This is a genomic window from Gammaproteobacteria bacterium (assembly GCA_013214945.1).
Taxonomy (GTDB): Bacteria; Pseudomonadota; Gammaproteobacteria; order Enterobacterales; family Psychrobiaceae; genus Psychrobium.
Window position 1 is genome coordinate 55,787 of record JABSRT010000013.1, and the last position, 17,485, is coordinate 73,271.

A 17,485-nucleotide genomic window follows, 5' to 3' on the forward strand; every position below is an offset into this window, starting at 1 on the left:
ACCATCAGTTGGAATATAAAAAGCCGTCTATTCTACCTAAAAAACGCACTGATTTATAGCGGTCGATACAGAAATTATTCGAAAATTAAGCCAGCTATTACTGGCCAAGTTCAATCGATAAATGAAGCGGATGCACACAACATGATGGTGGTGTACCACAGCATTAGGCTATTACTGCGGCATATCCAACTTTATCGCTAAAGCGGGATTAAATGTTCAACCATTAACTGCAACGACTGTTTGTTACGAAATTCATTAATATCAAGTCGGTAAGCGACCTCAACCCATTCAATATTCGGGTTTGGCCATACCATTGGGTCAATATTAAAGGCAATGGCGTCGATAACAACCTTTGAGCCTTCAGGTTCGAGCACTAATTTAAGGTGCTTTTGGCCGACGATGCGTTGCTGTATAACGCGGAACTTACCATCGAAACACGGCTCAGGGAACCCCTGGCCCCACGGACCCGCAGATCGTAATTGCTGCGCAACCTCAAGATTAAATTCGCTCGCAATAAGTTCGCCATCAGAATGAATTTTGCCACTGAGCTGCTCTGGGGTCAGTATTTCTTGTGCCAATTGCTCAAATAATTCGGCAAACTTCTTATAATCATCTTGTTTAATCGACAAGCCAGCAGCCATTGCGTGGCCACCAAATTTCAGGATAAGCCCAGGTGCCAGCGTATTAACTCGCTCAAGTAAATCGCGTAAATGCAGCCCTTCAATTGAGCGACCAGATCCTTTTAGCTCGCCATCACCGGCGTCAGCAAACACAATAACTGGGCGGTGGAATTTGTCTTTAATGCGTGAGGCTACGATGCCACTGACCCCTTGGTGCCAGTCAGGATGAAACAGCGCGAACGCAAAAGGAACTTCGCCCTCAGCTTCGCTAAACGGCAGTTTAGCGATAATGTCTAACGCTTCTTGCTGCATGCCCGCCTCAATTTCACGGCGATCTTTATTAAAGTCGTCTAGCTCGATCGCTATCTGCTTGGCCTGAGCAAAGTCGTCGGTGGTTAAACATAAAATGCCTAACGACATATCGTCAAGCCGACCAGCGGCGTTTAAGCGAGGACCAATTGCAAAGCCCATGTCACTGGCCACACAGCGTGAGATATTACGGTTAGCAATTTCAAGTAGCGCTTTAATGCCCGGACGACAACGGCCGGCTTTAATGCGCGCAATACCTTGGTCAACCAAAATACGGTTGTTGTTATCAAGCGGCACAACGTCGGCCACGGTGCCAAGCGCCACAATATCGAGATATTCGGCCATGTTTGGCTCGGCCAAACCTGTTTGCTCAAAATAGTTTTGCTGACGCATTTTAGCGCGCAATGCCAGCATCACATAAAACGCCACGCCAACTCCGGCCAAGTTCTTGCTGGCAAAGGTACAGTCTGGTTGGTTCGGGTTAACAATCGCATCAGCAATCGGTAGCTGCGAGCCAGCAAGGTGATGGTCGGTAACAACCACGGTCATGCCAAGTTCTTTAGCACGCGCCACTCCGTCGATTGATGAAATGCCATTATCAACCGTCATAATAAGTTTTGCGCCCTGCTGATGGGCAATATCAACAATCGGCACCGACAAGCCATAACCAAAGTCAAAGCGATTTGGCACAATAAAATCGACATCAGCGGCGCCAAAACGACGTAAGGTTAATAACGATAATGCGGTTGAGGTTGCACCGTCGGCATCAAAATCGCCAACGATAATAATCTTTTGCTGATTAGTGATCGCCTCAAACAATAAATCAGCGGCTTTGCCACTGTCTTTTAGAGTCGCCGGGTTGAGTAAGTTTTTTAATTGGTACTCTAAATCTTTAGCCCCGCTAATGCCGCGACTGGCGTAAACTCGTTGCAACAAGGGCAACGCAATAAAATTAAGATGAGAACAATCAGCTAGTTCGCGACGTACAATAGTAGGTTCCACAACAAGACCTTTAGCAGAGTAATAAACCCCGCCAGCATAGCACGTAGCCGTGGCTGCTACGTATTTTTTGTTGCTAAAGCCACTCGCTCAAACGATAATTAGCCTTTAATCACAACTCTGTAGTCGGCTCAATGTATATCAATCCTAAATGGCGAATTTTAACGGTTGGCGATGGCGATTTATCGTTTTCAGCGTCTTTATGGCATCACCACCAACCACAGCGCTTAACCGCGACCATTTTTGATGATTTAACCACCTTGACCCACAAGTATGGCGCTAAATTTCATCAACAATTAAGCCAAGCGGGTTGCAAAGTATTAACTGAGTTTGATGTAACCAAACCGCAAACATGGTCTGGATTAACTGCCGAGCAATTTGATTTAGTGATTTTTCAATTTCCGCTAGTACCGGGTTTTAGTGATCGCAGTGACTTTAGTCAGCAATGTAAAAATGCCGGTGTAAACACCATTAACCGCCGCCTGTTACGAAGCTTTTTGCTCAACGCAATTAATCACTTTCTTGATCCCGCCGGGCCACAGCTGTGCATTATTACGTCTAAAGACGTAAAACCTTATCGTGAGTGGGACATTGAAAATAGCCTGACTCTTAATACGCCAATAAACTACCTTGGCAGTATGGCCTTTAACGCTCAGGATTTCCCCAATTATCAAATCCGCAATGTCGACCGCGACAAGTTTGTTAAAAACACCCTTGGCATCAGTTATGTGTGGAGTGCCCGCCACCACTGCGAGTTCGATAAGCTGCTTAGTCCAGCGCCATACCAAGGCAGTCAACATTGCGCGATGTGCCGAGTCGGCCCTTTTGGCAACGAGCTAGACAAGATCAATCACCAGCAGTCAAAACGCCATCTAAAAATGGCCCAGTTTGAACAGCAATGGCTGACTGATCTTGCAATTAACCCATAGTAAATAACATGAGTAAGCAACACAGAAAATAACACCCACTTTGCCATCGGCGCTAATTTTGCTAAGCTCGAGCTACTCCACAACAAAGGGTAATCGCTTGTGCCTCAGCCTATTAGTGCCATAAACCAGCAATACTGGCGACACCCCAGCTTGCCTTTAATTGAGCTGCGCAGTACCTTTCAAAGTCAGCAAGGGTATAAAGCCCATAGCCATGCTCAATTATCGATTGGTTTGGTTATCGCTGGCCAAACACGCTTGAAAATAGCAGGCCAAGAGCTGCTCGTTAATGCTGGCGATCTAATTCTTATTGAGCCGGACAAAGTACATGCCTGTAATCCCATTGCCGACCAACCACGCAGTTATCATATGTTATATGTTGATAGTCAGTGGTGTTTGAATCAGTTGTCTGACTTATACGGCCATCAAGTTACCCGCTTAAGTTGCGACCAAGTAATAATCCCAAAAATTCAACATGCAAGCGCTCAGCTCGCGCCTTTATTTTTGACTATGGTTGAGCAACTTAAAAATTACCAACTTACCGCTGCCAATTTAACCTTTGAGCAACTAGCACTGCCAGTGCTAGCCACTTGGTGTTCCCCAGCGAACAATGATAGTGACCATAATGGGTTAGCACTGCAGATAAAACGGCGGCTATTACATGATCTTGTTGAGCCGCCAACGTTAGAACACTTAGCCCATGATTTGGCGCGCAGCCAAGAGACCATCATCAGGGCTTTTAGCAAACAATTTGGCATTACCCCAAAATCTTTTATTAATAATGCCCGAATAGAACAAGCAAAACTGCTGCTTAGGCAAGGCATTAGCATTGTTGATGTCGCAATCGCGGTCGGCTTTTCCGACCAAAGCCAATTTCACAGGGCCTTTGTTCGCTATAGCGCGGCAACGCCGCGTCAATATCAGCTGTCCAAGTCAATTTTCGACAATAAAAGCTAAATCCCTTGTTTTAAGATGTCAGCTTAATTACCAAGGCAGCTGACCCAATGACTTCTTTAGACAACTTAATTCCTGCAGCATTTCCCGCGCTAGCGCTGGCACATTTTTTGGCATTGCTCAGCCCCGGCCAAGACTTTTTCCTAATCGCCGGCCATGCTATTCGCCACAACCTGCGCGGCAGCCGGTTTATTTGTGTTGGCGTGGCACTGGGCAATGCCGTTTATATTGCTATCGCGATATTAGGTTGGAGCAGCATTGAAAGTTTTCCAACCATTATTTCGGTAATTGAATTAATTGGCGCCGCTTACTTGTTATGGATAGGCTGGCAACTAATTAGGAGCCAAGCAAACGAGGTAGTGGTCGACGCGACTATTATTAAAAGTGCCGTGCCAAGCGCTTTAAAACAACTATGGCTTGGGCTAAATTCTGCGTTACTTAACCCGAAAAACGCATTATTTTATATCAGTTTAATGGCCGTTATATTGGGTAAAGAAGTGACGTTACAGCAACAAGCCTTTTGCGGACTGTGGATGTTTTTGGCCGTGCTTAGTTGGAACTTAATTGTCGCATCGGCGATTGGCCATCGCCACGTTCAGCAATTTCTTAGCCGTAAAATTCATTTGTTTGAACGCGGCGCAGGTGCGGTGTTAATCAGTTTCGGCTTGGGGCTTCTTATTCAAACCACCAATTAGCCGCCATTTATGCCAAGTACTGTTCCATAACCAGACAGTGAACATTACGCGATGCGCCAGATTGAGCAGTAATAGCTTGCAGAGCTATTATATTATTGAGAATACAATAAAAACTTGCCATGCAAAGTTCTCAATGTATTCATTAGCAGCTATGCTGATAATGAATAGGAAGGTGACAATGACAAACTATAAAATTCACGGTAACTGGCAGCTGTCAGTCAATAATAAAGTGTTAATTCAAGTTTTTAGTGGCTCTTGGAATGAAGAAGCCGCTATTGCATATATCGAAGAATTTAAAGTCATTACGCAACCTTTACTCGATTCGCCATGGGCTATTTTATCATTATTTGATCAATGGCAACTGGGCACCCAAGACATCAATCCCCACATAAAAGCACACTGTCGTTGGTTTATTGATCATGGATGTGTGAGAGACTGTCATGTTTACGCTCCCAATATACTCAAAAAGATGGTGTTAGAATCTTTGGTGCCATATCAAGAGAAAGACTACGAACGGCAGGTTTTTTCCAGTATTAATGATGCGATATCATGGCTTGCACCACAGGGTTTCCCCCTGGAACCCTCAGATTTTTTACACCAATTACAACACCAGAACTCAGGTTAAGTTAAACCCACAATGTTAAGCGCGCCACCATTGCCGCCAAGCCCAAACAAGTGTCAAAATTAGCCACATCGACAAAACGAATGGCGCGGTTAAGGCGGTTAAATCTGCCAGCTGCCCTAATAGGGTCAACAGCACCGCCAATATCACGCCAGCTGTCACTATCATTAACTGAGCCACTTTATTGCCCGGTGTTGTTTGGTTAGCAAGTGCCACTGCAATCAGCGCGGCGCTAAAACTATAAAAACCTTGCGCCGCTGACTCCGCAGAAAAACCCACTGGCGTGGCTAACACCTGCCCCCACACCGACACAACCACCATCGCAAGTACCACGCCACACATCGCCCACACAGCATCGGTTTTCGAGCTAATCGCTACCCCAATTAAGATCAGCAGCCCAGACAAAGCATTGGCTTGAAATAACATTTGACCATAACCGCGAAAAAAAACCATCACTGGGTTAGTTTCAATCATGAGTGGCTGAGCAACAACTGGCACTAGGGTAAAAAGATCAGCAGCGGCAAAGACCAACCAAACCATGATTAAAAATGGCGCAGTCAACGGCGATAGCCAATGAAAGCGTTGCAATAGTTGTTGCTGTAGTTGTTGCAGTAGTAATGAAGAAAGCATTGCCGCTAATGCGATTAAGCCAAGACTAGTTAAATCGAGACGATAAAATAACATCACGCTTAAACCGATCAACGCGCCGTTATAACCATATAATCCTTGATGAATGACTTCAGGGTCGCCACCAAACCATTTCGCGCTTTGAGTACTGCACCAAACACCAATGACAGAGCCAATTAACATCGCGCCAGAGTTGAGCCCAATAGCGAGCATAAAGATTAGACCGCTTAAGGCATTAGCTTGAAAGATTATTTGACCAAAGCCACGTAGAAAAGGAGTAATCTCGTCACTAAGGCGAGTAATTTTCGGATTTTTCGTCACCGATTAGTTGACCGGTATCATGACAATATCATTAGAGAGGCAGGTGCTTATGGATAGTCCAGCAGATAAAAACAAGCCCAGCATCAGTGCTGGGCTTGTTAAAAAAGTGACTGGATTAAGAACCCGCACTAAGTATTTCAAATAACTGAGCTGGCGGCTGATAACCAGGGATCATCGTGCCATCCTCAAGCACCAAGGCAGGAGTGCCATTTACGCCAAACTCTAGGCCTAATTGATAATGTTCAGCAACTTTATTGTCACAAGTAATTTTATCAATGCTGCTGCCGGCTTTAAGCTCATTCATTGCTTGATGCTGATTGTCACTGCACCATAACGATTGCATATCTGTCCAAGCTTTTGAGCGCGGACCGCCGCGGGGGAATGCCAAGTAACGAATCGTAATGCCTAACTTATTGTAATCTGCCATTTGTGAGTGCAAGCGTTGGCAATAACCACAGTCGACATCGGTAAATACCGTTACCTGATACTTTTCATCTTTGGCCGGATATACAATCATTGAATCGGCATAGTTACCCATTTTGTCAACGCGAACGGTCGCCATTTTTTGTTCAGTAATATTGACCATTTTATTATCGAGATCATAGATACTGCCTTGCATCACATAGCGACCATCTTGTGACACATACAACAGACCACGAGGAGTCATTACTTCATAAAAACCTTTAAGCGGCGACTCAGTGATCTCGGCTTGCTCAATGCCCAATGCTGACTCTAGCTTTAATTTAACCTTGGCGATGCCTTCTTCACCGGCCAAGGCCGTAAAAGACAGACTAGCCAATATCCCTGATACGGCTAATAACTTAAGTATTTTCATCCATTTTCTCAATAATTGTGATTAATATAATGACAAGACCACGATAACACTAAAAAAATTCACTCGCGCGACCTTTATTTAATAATACAACATCAGGGGTCATTTTCTTATAAAAATCAGGGTTAAATGGAATCTTGTTTTGCGTATGAAAAACTGATGAATACAATGAGCTCGATTACTTATTAAAAAAAAGGGGGCTTAGTTATTACAACTAAGCCCCCTTTTATTTGCTCGCTTTGCTTAAACCGCTGGCATTAAAAACTTACCTTAATCTAGGTCTATTTTATAAATGCCATTTAATTAGCAAGTTAGCATTTTTTTCGTCGACGCCACTAACACCGAATTTGTTCTTCCAGTAAACATATTCAATGCCAAGGTATAACTTACTTTTTTCAACACCAATGTGTTGACCCACATCGTATTTTAGCTGTGAAGTAAAATTGTAACCGCCTGTTTGGGTGTCTGAGCCGTTAATCGCATCTAAGAAACCATCGTAAACAAAGCTATCTGCAAACGGGAAAGACCATACCAATGTTAACTGTTGGTTGTTATCGTCTTGCTCATTGTTACGCTGATATAAATTAACATTAAAATAAGATGCACCAGGGATCGCTAGATCAACACCAACACCAGCTAAAAAGTTATTGAAGGTACCGCTTAATGAACGGCCAAATTCCCATTGTGGTGTCACGTAGGCTTTTTTCACAAAACCGTCTTGGTTGTTATACACATCAAAGCTAAAACCTAATTCGCCATAAGTATCATCATCGCCAAAGTTAGTGTTATGAGCACGGTCAACAAAGGTAAAAAGACTACCCCAGCTATGTCCGCTTGCGTGTTCAAAAGTATAAATGTTGCGATCATCATCACCTAGCTCATAATTGCTGCCTTGTAAGGCAGAAAAGCTGGTATCGCTCCAGTATTGCTTAGCGCTAACTGTGGTTGACAAAAGTGCAGCGCAAGCTACGGCTGAATATTTTAATACTGACATCTTACTTCCTGTTTCTATAATAATGGTTACAACTATTGCCATGGCGCAGCTCGATAGACCCAACATCTGTCAGTATCACTTAGGGTTAATCGAGAAAAACACCTCATCTATTACCGACCGAAAGTAACTTTCGAAGCAACAGACAGGAATATTAAGAACAGACAAACAAAATGTGAAATATGTGACGGATGAAACGTTTTTTGCTGCACCATGTTAAAATCGGCGCCATTCTATATGCTTTTAATTGCAAAAGACAGGAGAGGTTTTACATTTATGATTAATCGATCAAAGAAACGGCAACGCGATGGGTCAGCTTAATCATGATTTCATAACTGATGGTATCAGACCAGCGGGCAATATCTTCAGCGGGCAGCCCTTGTCCCCATAAAGTAACGACATCTCCGCAGCTAATTTGACTAGTTTGGCCAAGGTCAACGGTAATCATGTCCATTGAAACACGCCCGACGATAGGGTAACGCTTGCCATTAATAAGCACCGGAGTACCTGTTTTGGCATGCCGCGGATAACCGTCACCATAACCCACCGCAATCACGGCAAGTTTACCATCGGTTTTAGCTTGCCATGTTGAGCCATACCCAACATATTGTCCCTGAGTTACCGATTTTATAGCGATGACTTTAGTTTGCAATGTCATCACTGGGCGCAACCCAAAGTCAGCCCCGGTTTTACCCTCAATGGCGCTACAGCCATAAAGAGAAATTCCAGTTCGAACCCAGTCTAGGTGGGTCTCGGGCCATGCAAGAATCGCGGCAGAATTTGCAATGCTTAACTGACCGTCATACTCTTTAACTAACTCAAAAAAGGCTTGAGTTTGACGCGCAGTAAAATCATTACCAAGCTCGTCGGCACAGGCAAAATGGCTCATGAAATTGACAGGGGTTTCGACTATTTTAAGCTGATTTAAGCGCTGGCAAGCTTGTACAACTTCGCTGCTATTTAAACCTAGCCGGTTCATGCCAGTATCAATTTTGAGCCAGATTTTCAACCGACCTTGTTGCTGACACTGCTCAAGCATGGTGATTTGCTCTAAGCTGTGGATCACGGTTTCTAATTGATAGGTAATCAAGCGAGTGATATCTGATTGCTCGGCAAAACCTTCTAATAATAAAATAGGGCTGGTGATGCCAGCAGCCCGTAACTCTAAGGCTTCTTCGAGCCGAGCAACGCCTAATCCATCGACATTAACACGCATTAGTTCACGCGCCATCGCCACTGCACCATGACCATAAGCATTCGCTTTTAATACCGCTAATACCTTACTTTTCGGCGCGAGTTTTTTCATTTGCCGATAATTATCGGCAATAGCGCTGCGGCTAACAAGCGCGGTTACAGTGCTCATTAAGCGACCTTAGTATTCGTCGTCGTAAGCCGGACCGGCGTAATTATCAAAGCGCGAGTACTGTCCCTGGAAGGTTAGGCGACACTTACCTATGGGGCCGTTACGCTGCTTACCAATGATAATTTCGGCACTGCCTTTGTCAGGGGTATCGTCGTTGTAAACTTCATCACGATAAATAAACATGATTAAATCGGCATCTTGCTCAATCGCGCCTGATTCACGCAGATCCGAGTTAATCGGTCGCTTATCGGCACGTTGCTCTAGACCACGGTTAAGCTGCGACAGTGCTATAACCGGGCATTTTAATTCTTTAGCCAAGGCTTTAAGTGAGCGCGAAATTTCAGAAATTTCCAAGGTACGATTGTCGGACAGCGCTGGCACCGTCATTAATTGGAGGTAATCTATCATGATCATTGAGACACCATCGTGCTCGCGGGCAATTCGGCGTGAGCGTGAACGTACTTCAGTTGGAGTTAAACCCGATGAATCATCAATGTACATCTTGCCTTGCTCAAGCAAAATACCCATGGTTGACGAAACGCGCGCCCAATCGTCGTCTTCAAGCTGACCGGTTCTAATTTTAGTTTGATCAACTCGCCCAAGCGACGCCAACATTCTCATCATGATTGATTCTGCCGGCATTTCTAACGAAAAGATAATCACTGGCTTGTCTTCATTCATTGCCGCGTGCTCAGCAATGTTCATCGCAAAGGTTGTTTTACCCATCGACGGTCGCGCCGCGACAATGATTAAATCAGAATCTTGGAACCCGGCGGTCATTTTGTCTAAATCGCCATAACCACTTGAAATACCAGTAACACCGTCGTGGGGGTTATTATAAAGTTCTTCAATTTTATCAACGGTCGACGCTAAGATATGTTTAATATCTTGTGGCCCTTCCGACGCGTTGGTTCGCTTTTCGGCAATTTTAAATACCTTGCTTTCAGCAAAATCAAGCAATTGGGCACTGTCGCGACCTTCTGGCTCAAAACCAGCTTCGGCAATTTCATTGGCTACCCCAATCATGTCACGTACCACGGCACGCTCGCGTACAATAGTTGCATAGGCGCCAATGTTGGCCGCACTTGGGGTGTTTTTTGCCATTTCGCCGATGTAAGCAAAACCACCAACGGCATCTAGCTCGTTTTCACGTTCAAGCGCTTCAGACAGGGTCACTAGATCGATCGGATTACCGTGCTCAATCAAGTTGCCCATAAATTTAAAAATGGTGCGGTGATCTTTACGGTAAAAATCTTCGCTCACAACCAGTTCAGAGACCCGATCCCACGCTTCATTGTCGAGCATTAAGCCACCGAGCACTGACTGTTCGGCCTCAAGTGAATGCGGCGGAACTTTCAGCGCTTCAACTTGCGCATCGTGCTTGGCGAAATTTTTATTTTTAGGGGTAAACTGTTGCTGGGCCATTTCGAATCATCGTTAAGATCTATTACTGCCATTATGCCAGATAAATCCAGCGAATAAAGCCATCAATCATCGCAATGAGATTTTGCTTGCAGCAAATATTTAAAGGGCTATTAGTTGTAACGGGGTTTGGTGAGTAATCATGTGTTCTTGCTGCCAAGTTCGTCGATAATTAGCCATTTGCTGAAAAGCTGTAATTAGCGCTGGTGACAACGAGTCTTGTTTAATTAGTGATTCAAGCGCGGTTTTTTGCTGTGCTTGTTGCCACCAGTTCTGTTCGCTATCTTTAAGTGCTTTATCTGTAAATTCGGTGCTAAAAATATCATCGATGCTATCTGCAGTAGGCGCCAGACCACAAGTCGCTCCCGAACTAGTGGCAATGAGCAAACCGGCGGGGTCAAAATCACTAAAACAAATCAGTTGATGACTTGACGACCAGCGCCTAAAAAATTGATAAGCGCTGGTAATATTTTGCTCCGGTTTAACATCGCCACGATATACAAACAGCGGGTCATCAATTGCCTCAGGCAGTTTTAATAAGGCTAGCGAGGCCATTACCGCGAGGTTTTCCACCAAGATCAGCTGTTCATGTTCAATGGAGTTAAACTCACTCGCATTAAGATAAACCCCCAGCGCACTCAGCGGCGGTAATGTTGCAACATGCTGGTTTATTTTGAGCGAACCCAAACAATTGACCAATACAAAATCTTCACTCACGGGCAAAACTTGCAGCTTGGTGCTGTGATGAGATTTTGCCCGCTCGGGCCGTGTCAACTTAGTGTAATTATCCCACGCGGGATTATTACCTGTTAGCTGGGCGATTTCACGATTAAGCTCCATCAGATCTTGCAGGCTAAATTTAAGATTATTACGATGGCCGAGCTGGCCAAAATTAAACTCGCGCGCGACAAACTGACCAAGCGCAGAGGCCAACACTTCACCACCAAGACGATGGTTAGCGTTAAGGCTTTTAACGAAATTAAATACCTCAGCGCCGTGTTTGTCAAAAATCTTGCTCATGCGTTACTAGGCTTCATTTAAAGCGCGCGGTTCAATAATGACATCGTTAAAGGCATAGTTATTATTGGTGCCAGCAACCACTGGACCTTTCATTTTAATGGTTAGGCCCTGCTGTTGGTCGCTGGTCAGTTTGCAATAACAGCTAAACACTAACTCTATCCACGACTTGGGCGACATTTCTAACTGTTGCTGATGCCAATCGTCTTGATGGGCTTGCCAATATTGCAACGCCGAACAAGCGCTGTTATCTATAATACTGCGCTCGAACAACAGCTCGACTTCTTGCTCGAAGAAATCGTATTGGTAAGCGAGCTCTTCAATGGCTTCATCACTAACCTCACAGCTCTCACGATTTTTTAAGACCGAGCTAACAGCCGCCTTGCGCAGCGTTTGCACAATTTCTATTAAGTCGGCCTCTAGCCCGGTATTGCGCACGTCAACATAACCGCGCAGTTGCAAGGCCGGCGCAAACTTTAACTGTTGCGGTAAATGTTCGGCATCGTGTAACTGCGGATCGATTTCAAACTCGGGATGACTGCGTAAATAACGAGCCATGCCGCGCAATTGATTGGCTTGTTTTTCATCGCGGCGCAGTCGAAATAGGCTAACTCGCATTTTATCAATAATGTGGGCTAATCGATCGAGCACCTGATGGAACCATTCGATAAAGCCAGTTACTTTACGTGCCAACTCATTAGGGCACGCCCAATCAATCCATTGATAACAAGTATTCGGGTCGATTTGTTTCAGTTCAATCAGCAACTTTTGCGCATAGTTAAGTGCTTTTTCGTTCTCGCGCACTTTAGCGCCCAAGGTCGACACAAAGCCAAACTGACTAGTGATCGCGTAATGCATATTGTCGAGACTGCCCGCAAAGCTGTCTTTGGTATCATAAAGCAAGTCATCGAGCTGCTCTAAATAGTAATCGGCATCGTCGTGTTGCTGCTGCAAAATAGAATCACGATAATCGGTCACGCTGTCGCTTAGGGCATTAATTACTTTGCCCATGTCGCTCATTTGGCGATAACCGCGCTGTTGACGCATTAGGCGGTTAAGCATTTGCTTAATGTCGGCCGATGTTCGGTAGTCGCCCGGATCTTCATCGGGCCGTAAAATACCCGACTTATGCAGCGCCATTAAGTGATTTAAGTTATTGTCATCACCACTGATATAACCCTGAACATATGCTTGGGCTATTAGCTGATCATTGTGGCCGAGCTGGCGCAGTAAACTTGCGACCTGTTCACTATCAAATCCACTCATTACAGCAATAACTCCTCTTGGGTCGAAGTTTCGCTTTGTTCAGGCAATGCTAGTTTTTCACTGTCGTTTAAAAACTCAATTAATAGATAAATTAAATCGAACCGGGCCGTCGCATAATAACGGCTGCTGCCAGCCGACTTACGGACAAAATAACCTAGCTCTTCTAGCTTGCTAAAAATAATCACCAACTGTTCACGCGGTTCAGTTTTGCTGGTTTTAAACGGGCGCATGGTGGTTAAACGGCGCAATTGCTCGGTTAAGGTTTGATCATGTTCAAACGCTTCAAACAACTCGTTCAAATTAACCATGTCTTTAGCGCGCAACGGCGTATCGCTGCCTGTCGCCACCAAATGAATATCAAGCCATTCAACTAATGGGCGGAAATAGCTGCGAACTTCGGAAAACAAGGCGCTAATGTCGGCTTTATTGCTGCTATCAACACTGTTATAAGTACAATAATAAGCTTGGGCACTGTCAAGGTAGCTCAGCTGGCGGTCTAAATTCGACAAAAAGTCACTGACTTGCTCTTTATTAATCTCGTTGTCGAGGTAATTAAACAAATCACTGTTAGCGGTTTCACAAATTACCGCGCCAGTTAATAGCGCCTCAATAGTTTGTTTAAAAATCATGATGAAAGCTCTCCACTAGCAATGCCAGACATCGCAGTTGTTTGATTGACTAACAGATCTTGCTTACGCTGGGCCAGTAGTTGATCAAGGCGAGATTGTGGAATATCGGCATGGTACAACTTGCTGTCTTTTATTTTGTAATGACGCTGGTAAAGCGACAGAATATGACGATCGGTTGACGGCGACGCCGACAGCATCACAATTGAATTTTGAGCGAACATTTTTAGCAACAAATCAATATTTTCAGCGGCCAGCTCACCTAATTCATCAACCGGTAAAATCACGCTAGTTGGGTATTCATTGTTGCCGCGCAACATCGACAATATGCCAGCAAATAACGACAACATCGCTAAATATGACAAACCGGTCGAGCTAATCTTTTTCAACTGCCGCGCATTACGGGCGCGTTTAACTTCGCCTTTTTCGGTGATCACAAATTCAATATCAAATAACTCGTGATGCTCAAGTGATACCCCCTCGGCTGGCAATACCCGTGACAATTCACGCATTGCGCTAATCAGCTCTTCGGGCACTTCGCGATTGGGATCATTTAAATCGTCACGCAACATGTCGTAACTTTCGGAGAAGGTTTTTAGCTGCGCCCAGTAGTCAAGCGACTCGATTTTAGAAATGGTATTAATGTTAATTTCTGCCAACGCTTCAAACTGCGCCAACGCAGTGACATTGTCTGACAACTTACGGCCAACGCGATTAATTTCTTTTTTGAAGTTGGTTAAATGCTTATAAAATTCATCTATTTTAATCGCGTTAACATCAATTAACTGGCCGGTCGATTGCTGCAACTGATCAGCAGTAGACAGCAAGTCACTAATTGCATGCTGATATTTAAACACCGACTCACTGCTTTGGTAGCTGTCATTTTCAGCCACTAACTTAACCCAGTTGCTATACAGCTGACTGCCAGCGTGCTGACGGCGAAACATTTCGCTAAAACCATTAATCGCTTTGCTTAAGCGATCTTTTTGCGCGCGGTAACTGGTCGCGTCTTGATCAATAAAGCGCGGCACCATTTCAGGTTGAAAGATGCTGGCGTTATCATCAAGCTCGGCCACAATATCTAAGCCATCACATTGCGTTTTTCCCCGCTCTAGCCCTATTAGCAACTCTTCATTTTTGGCAATCGCTTCGTTAATCCGACTAATACTGTCTTTGGCTCGGCGCAGTTCGACATTAGCCACTTCGCTGTCTTTGACTAATTGTTCGTTAAGTCGATTTAACGCCAACTGACGCTGATTGTTATTGTTGGTCAGTGATTCGCGCTGACTAAAGCTGCTTTGCATAAAGCTTTGGTACTTACGCGCCTTTTCAGCAAAAACGTCACACTCGGTCAGCGATTTCTTAAGCCCCTGTTGCTCTTGAATGCACTTGTCGATTTCGCCATCGGGATCGTGTTGATTAATTTCTTTTTTGAGCTGCTGCTGATAATCTTTCTTAAGCTGCTTTTGCTGGTCGTTATAACTGGTTAACTGCTCATTTATCGTGTCGAGCTGACTGCTGCTGTCACTTTCGATCACCATTTTATTTTCAAGTAATTGATTATTTAACTCATGCAAGTCATCTGTTTTTTGCTGATTAAAATCGGCTTGTTGCTGACTATTCTTCTTGAGCTGCGCACTAAGCTGCTCGATTTGCTGACTAAACTTTTGTTTTTCATCCAGCAGAGCCTGGCGACATTCGACATCGTTACGTTGTGATTGCTGCCCTAGCTGCTCTATTTCTTGCTGCAAACGTAATGTTTGCTGCTTTAAACTCAAAATAATCGTATTTTGCTGCTCAATTACTTTGTTTTGTTCTGCAATCAAGGCTTCTTGCTGCTCAACCTGCGCCATTTGCGCTGTTAGCTTGTCGCTAATGCGCTCGGCTTCATTGCGCAATTCACTTTCACTAAGCGACAAGGCGTTATCATCGCTTAACTGCTCTAAATCAATGGTCAGGCCATAAATAGCAGCATCAGCGGTGCTGTTATCTGAAGTTAATCGCTCTGGCTCTAAGTAATGCGGACTTAAATCTTGGCGCGCTAATAACTGCGGCGACAAAATGCGGCCGATATTGTCTTTCCAGCTCAGCTCACTGTTATTGGAGTTACTCGCATGATTGTCTAAGTAGTGATGTAGTGAACCAACCTCTGGGTTAATTTGCTGAGTAATTAAATGGTAATCTCGCGTTAATTCATCAAGCAAGCGTTTGTCGCCGACTAACTGATGCAGCGCCTGTTCGCGTTGTGAGCTTAACTTGGCAAGGTGAAGCTCTTGCTGACTTTGCGCTTGCAGTTGCTCGCTATATTGTTGCTGCCCTTGCTTTAACGCTTGCTCGCATTGCAGGCGCTTGTCATTTAGTGGCGCAGGGATCTGCACCGACAGCACCAAATGCTCGGTGGTTTCGAGTTTAACTTCGAGCTGGGCTTGCGCATTGCTTAGGGTTAAAAACTGTTGCTGTTGCTGAGCGACTAGCAAGTCCTTTTGACCCTGATACTGCTGCTCACATTCAGTACTTTTAACATTCGCTTGCTGGCTGATTAATGCAATTTGTTCTTGCTGTTTGGCATTATGCTTAGCACTGCTCAGGTCTAACTTGGCGATCATGCTTTCGAATTTGGCGCCAATATTAGCAATTTCACCTTCAAATGTTTCGATCAGTTGGTTAACGTCGGACAAACGGTTGAGCAACTGTGCTTTATTGTCCGCTTTTAACTGATAACTTGGTGCGTCATCGTCGTCGAAATTTTGCTTGTCGAGATCGAGCTTATCAATAAAGGCCTGATCACTTTCAACTTCACGCTTAATCGCTTTAATTTCAAGACCCAACTCGTCTTTTAATTTTTCGAGTTGGCGCTGACTTTGCTCACGCTGCTTTTTAGCTTGCAGACGTTGTTCGATTAACTCTTGCTCGGTCTGTTTAGCATCTTGATGATGGTCAACACTTAACGCCGCTAGGTGCTTTAATTTGGTCAGCGAATTACCTAATACAATAAAGTCGTCTTTCCATAACGCAATTTTATCGGCAACCTTCTGCACGCTGCGACTGGCCTGAATGTCGTTAAGCCATTGCGAAATTTCATCTTTGTTAAGCTGCATATATTCTTTTGAGCCAGTAATATCACTGCGCGCAATATAGTCTTCAACAATAGAGACCAGCATTCGCTTAACCGCGTCAAAGTCGAGATTCTTTTCAATGGTGCCATTAACCACTTTATCGATATGCGGACAAGGGCTGTTGCTTAAGCTATATCGGTTTTGAAGTTGCTTAATTTCTTTGCTTTTGCTGCCACTGCGTAGCTTTTGAATAACTTGACGGTATTTATCAACGCCAAGAAAGTTAGAGCAATGCACATTGCTTAAGTTAGCCTGATATTTAGCGACTATTTCTTTTATTTTTAATGGCTTGTTATCTTCACCAATAAAAAACTCACTGCGATATGGCGCATCAATTAACTTATATTGAATGCCGCGGCCATCACTGGTTGCAATCATTTGACAAATTTGAGGCTCTTGCGAGGCAACACTTGGTCGCTGGTATTCATAAACCAGCATGCTCGACTCGCGAGGTAGGTAATAGTCGGCAAAGTTTTTTGATTGATCAACCTTGCTCACAATATCGCTGGGGCGCATGCCATAAAACAATGGCAGCATCCGCATTAGCGAGGTTTTTCCTGCACCATTGGTTCCTTCAAGCTGGGTATGACCACTGAAGTTTAATTCATTAACCTTACCGCGCCAAAAACTGTCAATAATGATGATCCGTAACAGCTGAAATGAACCCTTGAGCATTAAAATTACCTATAACAATATGAATAAGCAGCTAGGGTAACCCAGCAAAGATATCGGCTCAAGTAACACCGACACGAACTGCTAATGAGAATCAAATGATAATG

Annotated in this window: 14 protein-coding genes; 4 read left to right on the forward strand and 10 right to left on the reverse strand. The window is 44.4% G+C overall.

The window, feature by feature from the left end; translation table 11 throughout:
* Positions 1 to 197 precede the first annotated feature (197 nt).
* The gene (gene recJ / locus HRU23_11600) at positions 198 to 1,931 is read right to left on the reverse strand and encodes a single-stranded-DNA-specific exonuclease RecJ (GenBank protein NRA54780.1); all 1,734 of its coding nucleotides are present in this window, start codon (positions 1,929 to 1,931) and stop codon (positions 198 to 200) included.
* A 131-nt stretch (positions 1,932 to 2,062) separates the two neighbouring features.
* On the opposite strand from recJ, the gene HRU23_11605 reads away from it, so the two are divergent.
* The 4 genes from HRU23_11605 (at position 2,063) to HRU23_11620 (ending at position 5,128) form a co-directional block, all read left to right on the forward strand.
* Positions 2,063 to 2,857, forward strand: a complete 795-nt coding sequence (locus HRU23_11605) for a DUF2431 domain-containing protein (GenBank protein NRA54781.1) — start codon at positions 2,063 to 2,065, stop codon at positions 2,855 to 2,857.
* 111 nt (positions 2,858 to 2,968) lie between these two features.
* Entirely contained in the window at positions 2,969 to 3,811 is an 843-nt protein-coding gene (locus HRU23_11610; protein ID NRA54782.1) for an AraC family transcriptional regulator, read from the forward strand.
* A gap of 47 nt (positions 3,812 to 3,858) precedes the next feature.
* Entirely contained in the window at positions 3,859 to 4,503 is a 645-nt protein-coding gene (locus tag HRU23_11615; protein NRA54783.1) for a LysE family transporter, read from the forward strand.
* Between the two features lie 178 nt (positions 4,504 to 4,681).
* Entirely contained in the window at positions 4,682 to 5,128 is a 447-nt protein-coding gene (locus HRU23_11620) for a hypothetical protein (protein ID NRA54784.1), read from the forward strand.
* Positions 5,129 to 5,143: 15 nt separating this feature from the next.
* On the opposite strand, the gene HRU23_11625 is transcribed toward HRU23_11620, so the two are convergent.
* From HRU23_11625 to HRU23_11665, 9 genes are all read right to left on the reverse strand, one after another.
* The gene (locus HRU23_11625; GenBank protein ID NRA54785.1) at positions 5,144 to 6,073 is read right to left on the reverse strand and encodes an urea transporter; all 930 of its coding nucleotides are present in this window, start codon (positions 6,071 to 6,073) and stop codon (positions 5,144 to 5,146) included.
* Between the two features lie 115 nt (positions 6,074 to 6,188).
* Positions 6,189 to 6,908 carry a bifunctional protein-disulfide isomerase/oxidoreductase DsbC gene (gene dsbC, locus HRU23_11630; protein NRA54786.1) on the reverse strand — a complete coding sequence of 240 codons (720 nt, stop codon included), beginning with the start codon at positions 6,906 to 6,908 and terminating at the stop codon, positions 6,189 to 6,191.
* A 283-nt stretch (positions 6,909 to 7,191) separates the two neighbouring features.
* On the reverse strand, positions 7,192 to 7,899 hold the full coding sequence (locus tag HRU23_11635) for a nucleoside-binding protein (GenBank protein ID NRA54787.1): 708 nt from the start codon (positions 7,897 to 7,899) through the stop codon (positions 7,192 to 7,194).
* A 277-nt stretch (positions 7,900 to 8,176) separates the two neighbouring features.
* Positions 8,177 to 9,259, reverse strand: coding sequence for an alanine racemase (gene alr / locus HRU23_11640; GenBank protein ID NRA54788.1), 1,083 nt, complete (start codon positions 9,257 to 9,259; stop codon positions 8,177 to 8,179).
* Between the two features lie 9 nt (positions 9,260 to 9,268).
* A complete protein-coding gene (gene dnaB / locus HRU23_11645; GenBank protein NRA54789.1) occupies positions 9,269 to 10,684 on the reverse strand; it encodes a replicative DNA helicase in 1,416 nt (471 codons plus the stop codon).
* Between the two features lie 99 nt (positions 10,685 to 10,783).
* Positions 10,784 to 11,701: a hypothetical protein gene (locus HRU23_11650; protein NRA54790.1), complete on the reverse strand. Its 918-nt coding sequence runs from the start codon at positions 11,699 to 11,701 to the stop codon at positions 10,784 to 10,786.
* Positions 11,702 to 11,707: 6 nt separating this feature from the next.
* Positions 11,708 to 12,964 (reverse strand): hypothetical protein, encoded by a 1,257-nt coding sequence (locus tag HRU23_11655; protein NRA54791.1) that lies wholly within the window; start codon positions 12,962 to 12,964, stop codon positions 11,708 to 11,710.
* On the reverse strand, positions 12,964 to 13,590 hold the full coding sequence (locus HRU23_11660; protein NRA54792.1) for a hypothetical protein: 627 nt from the start codon (positions 13,588 to 13,590) through the stop codon (positions 12,964 to 12,966). Before HRU23_11660 ends, HRU23_11655 begins: the two co-directional genes overlap by 1 nt.
* Positions 13,590 to 17,381 (reverse strand): ATP-binding protein, encoded by a 3,792-nt coding sequence (locus HRU23_11665; protein NRA54793.1) that lies wholly within the window; start codon positions 17,379 to 17,381, stop codon positions 13,590 to 13,592. Before HRU23_11665 ends, HRU23_11660 begins: the two co-directional genes overlap by 1 nt.
* Positions 17,382 to 17,485 lie beyond the last annotated feature (104 nt).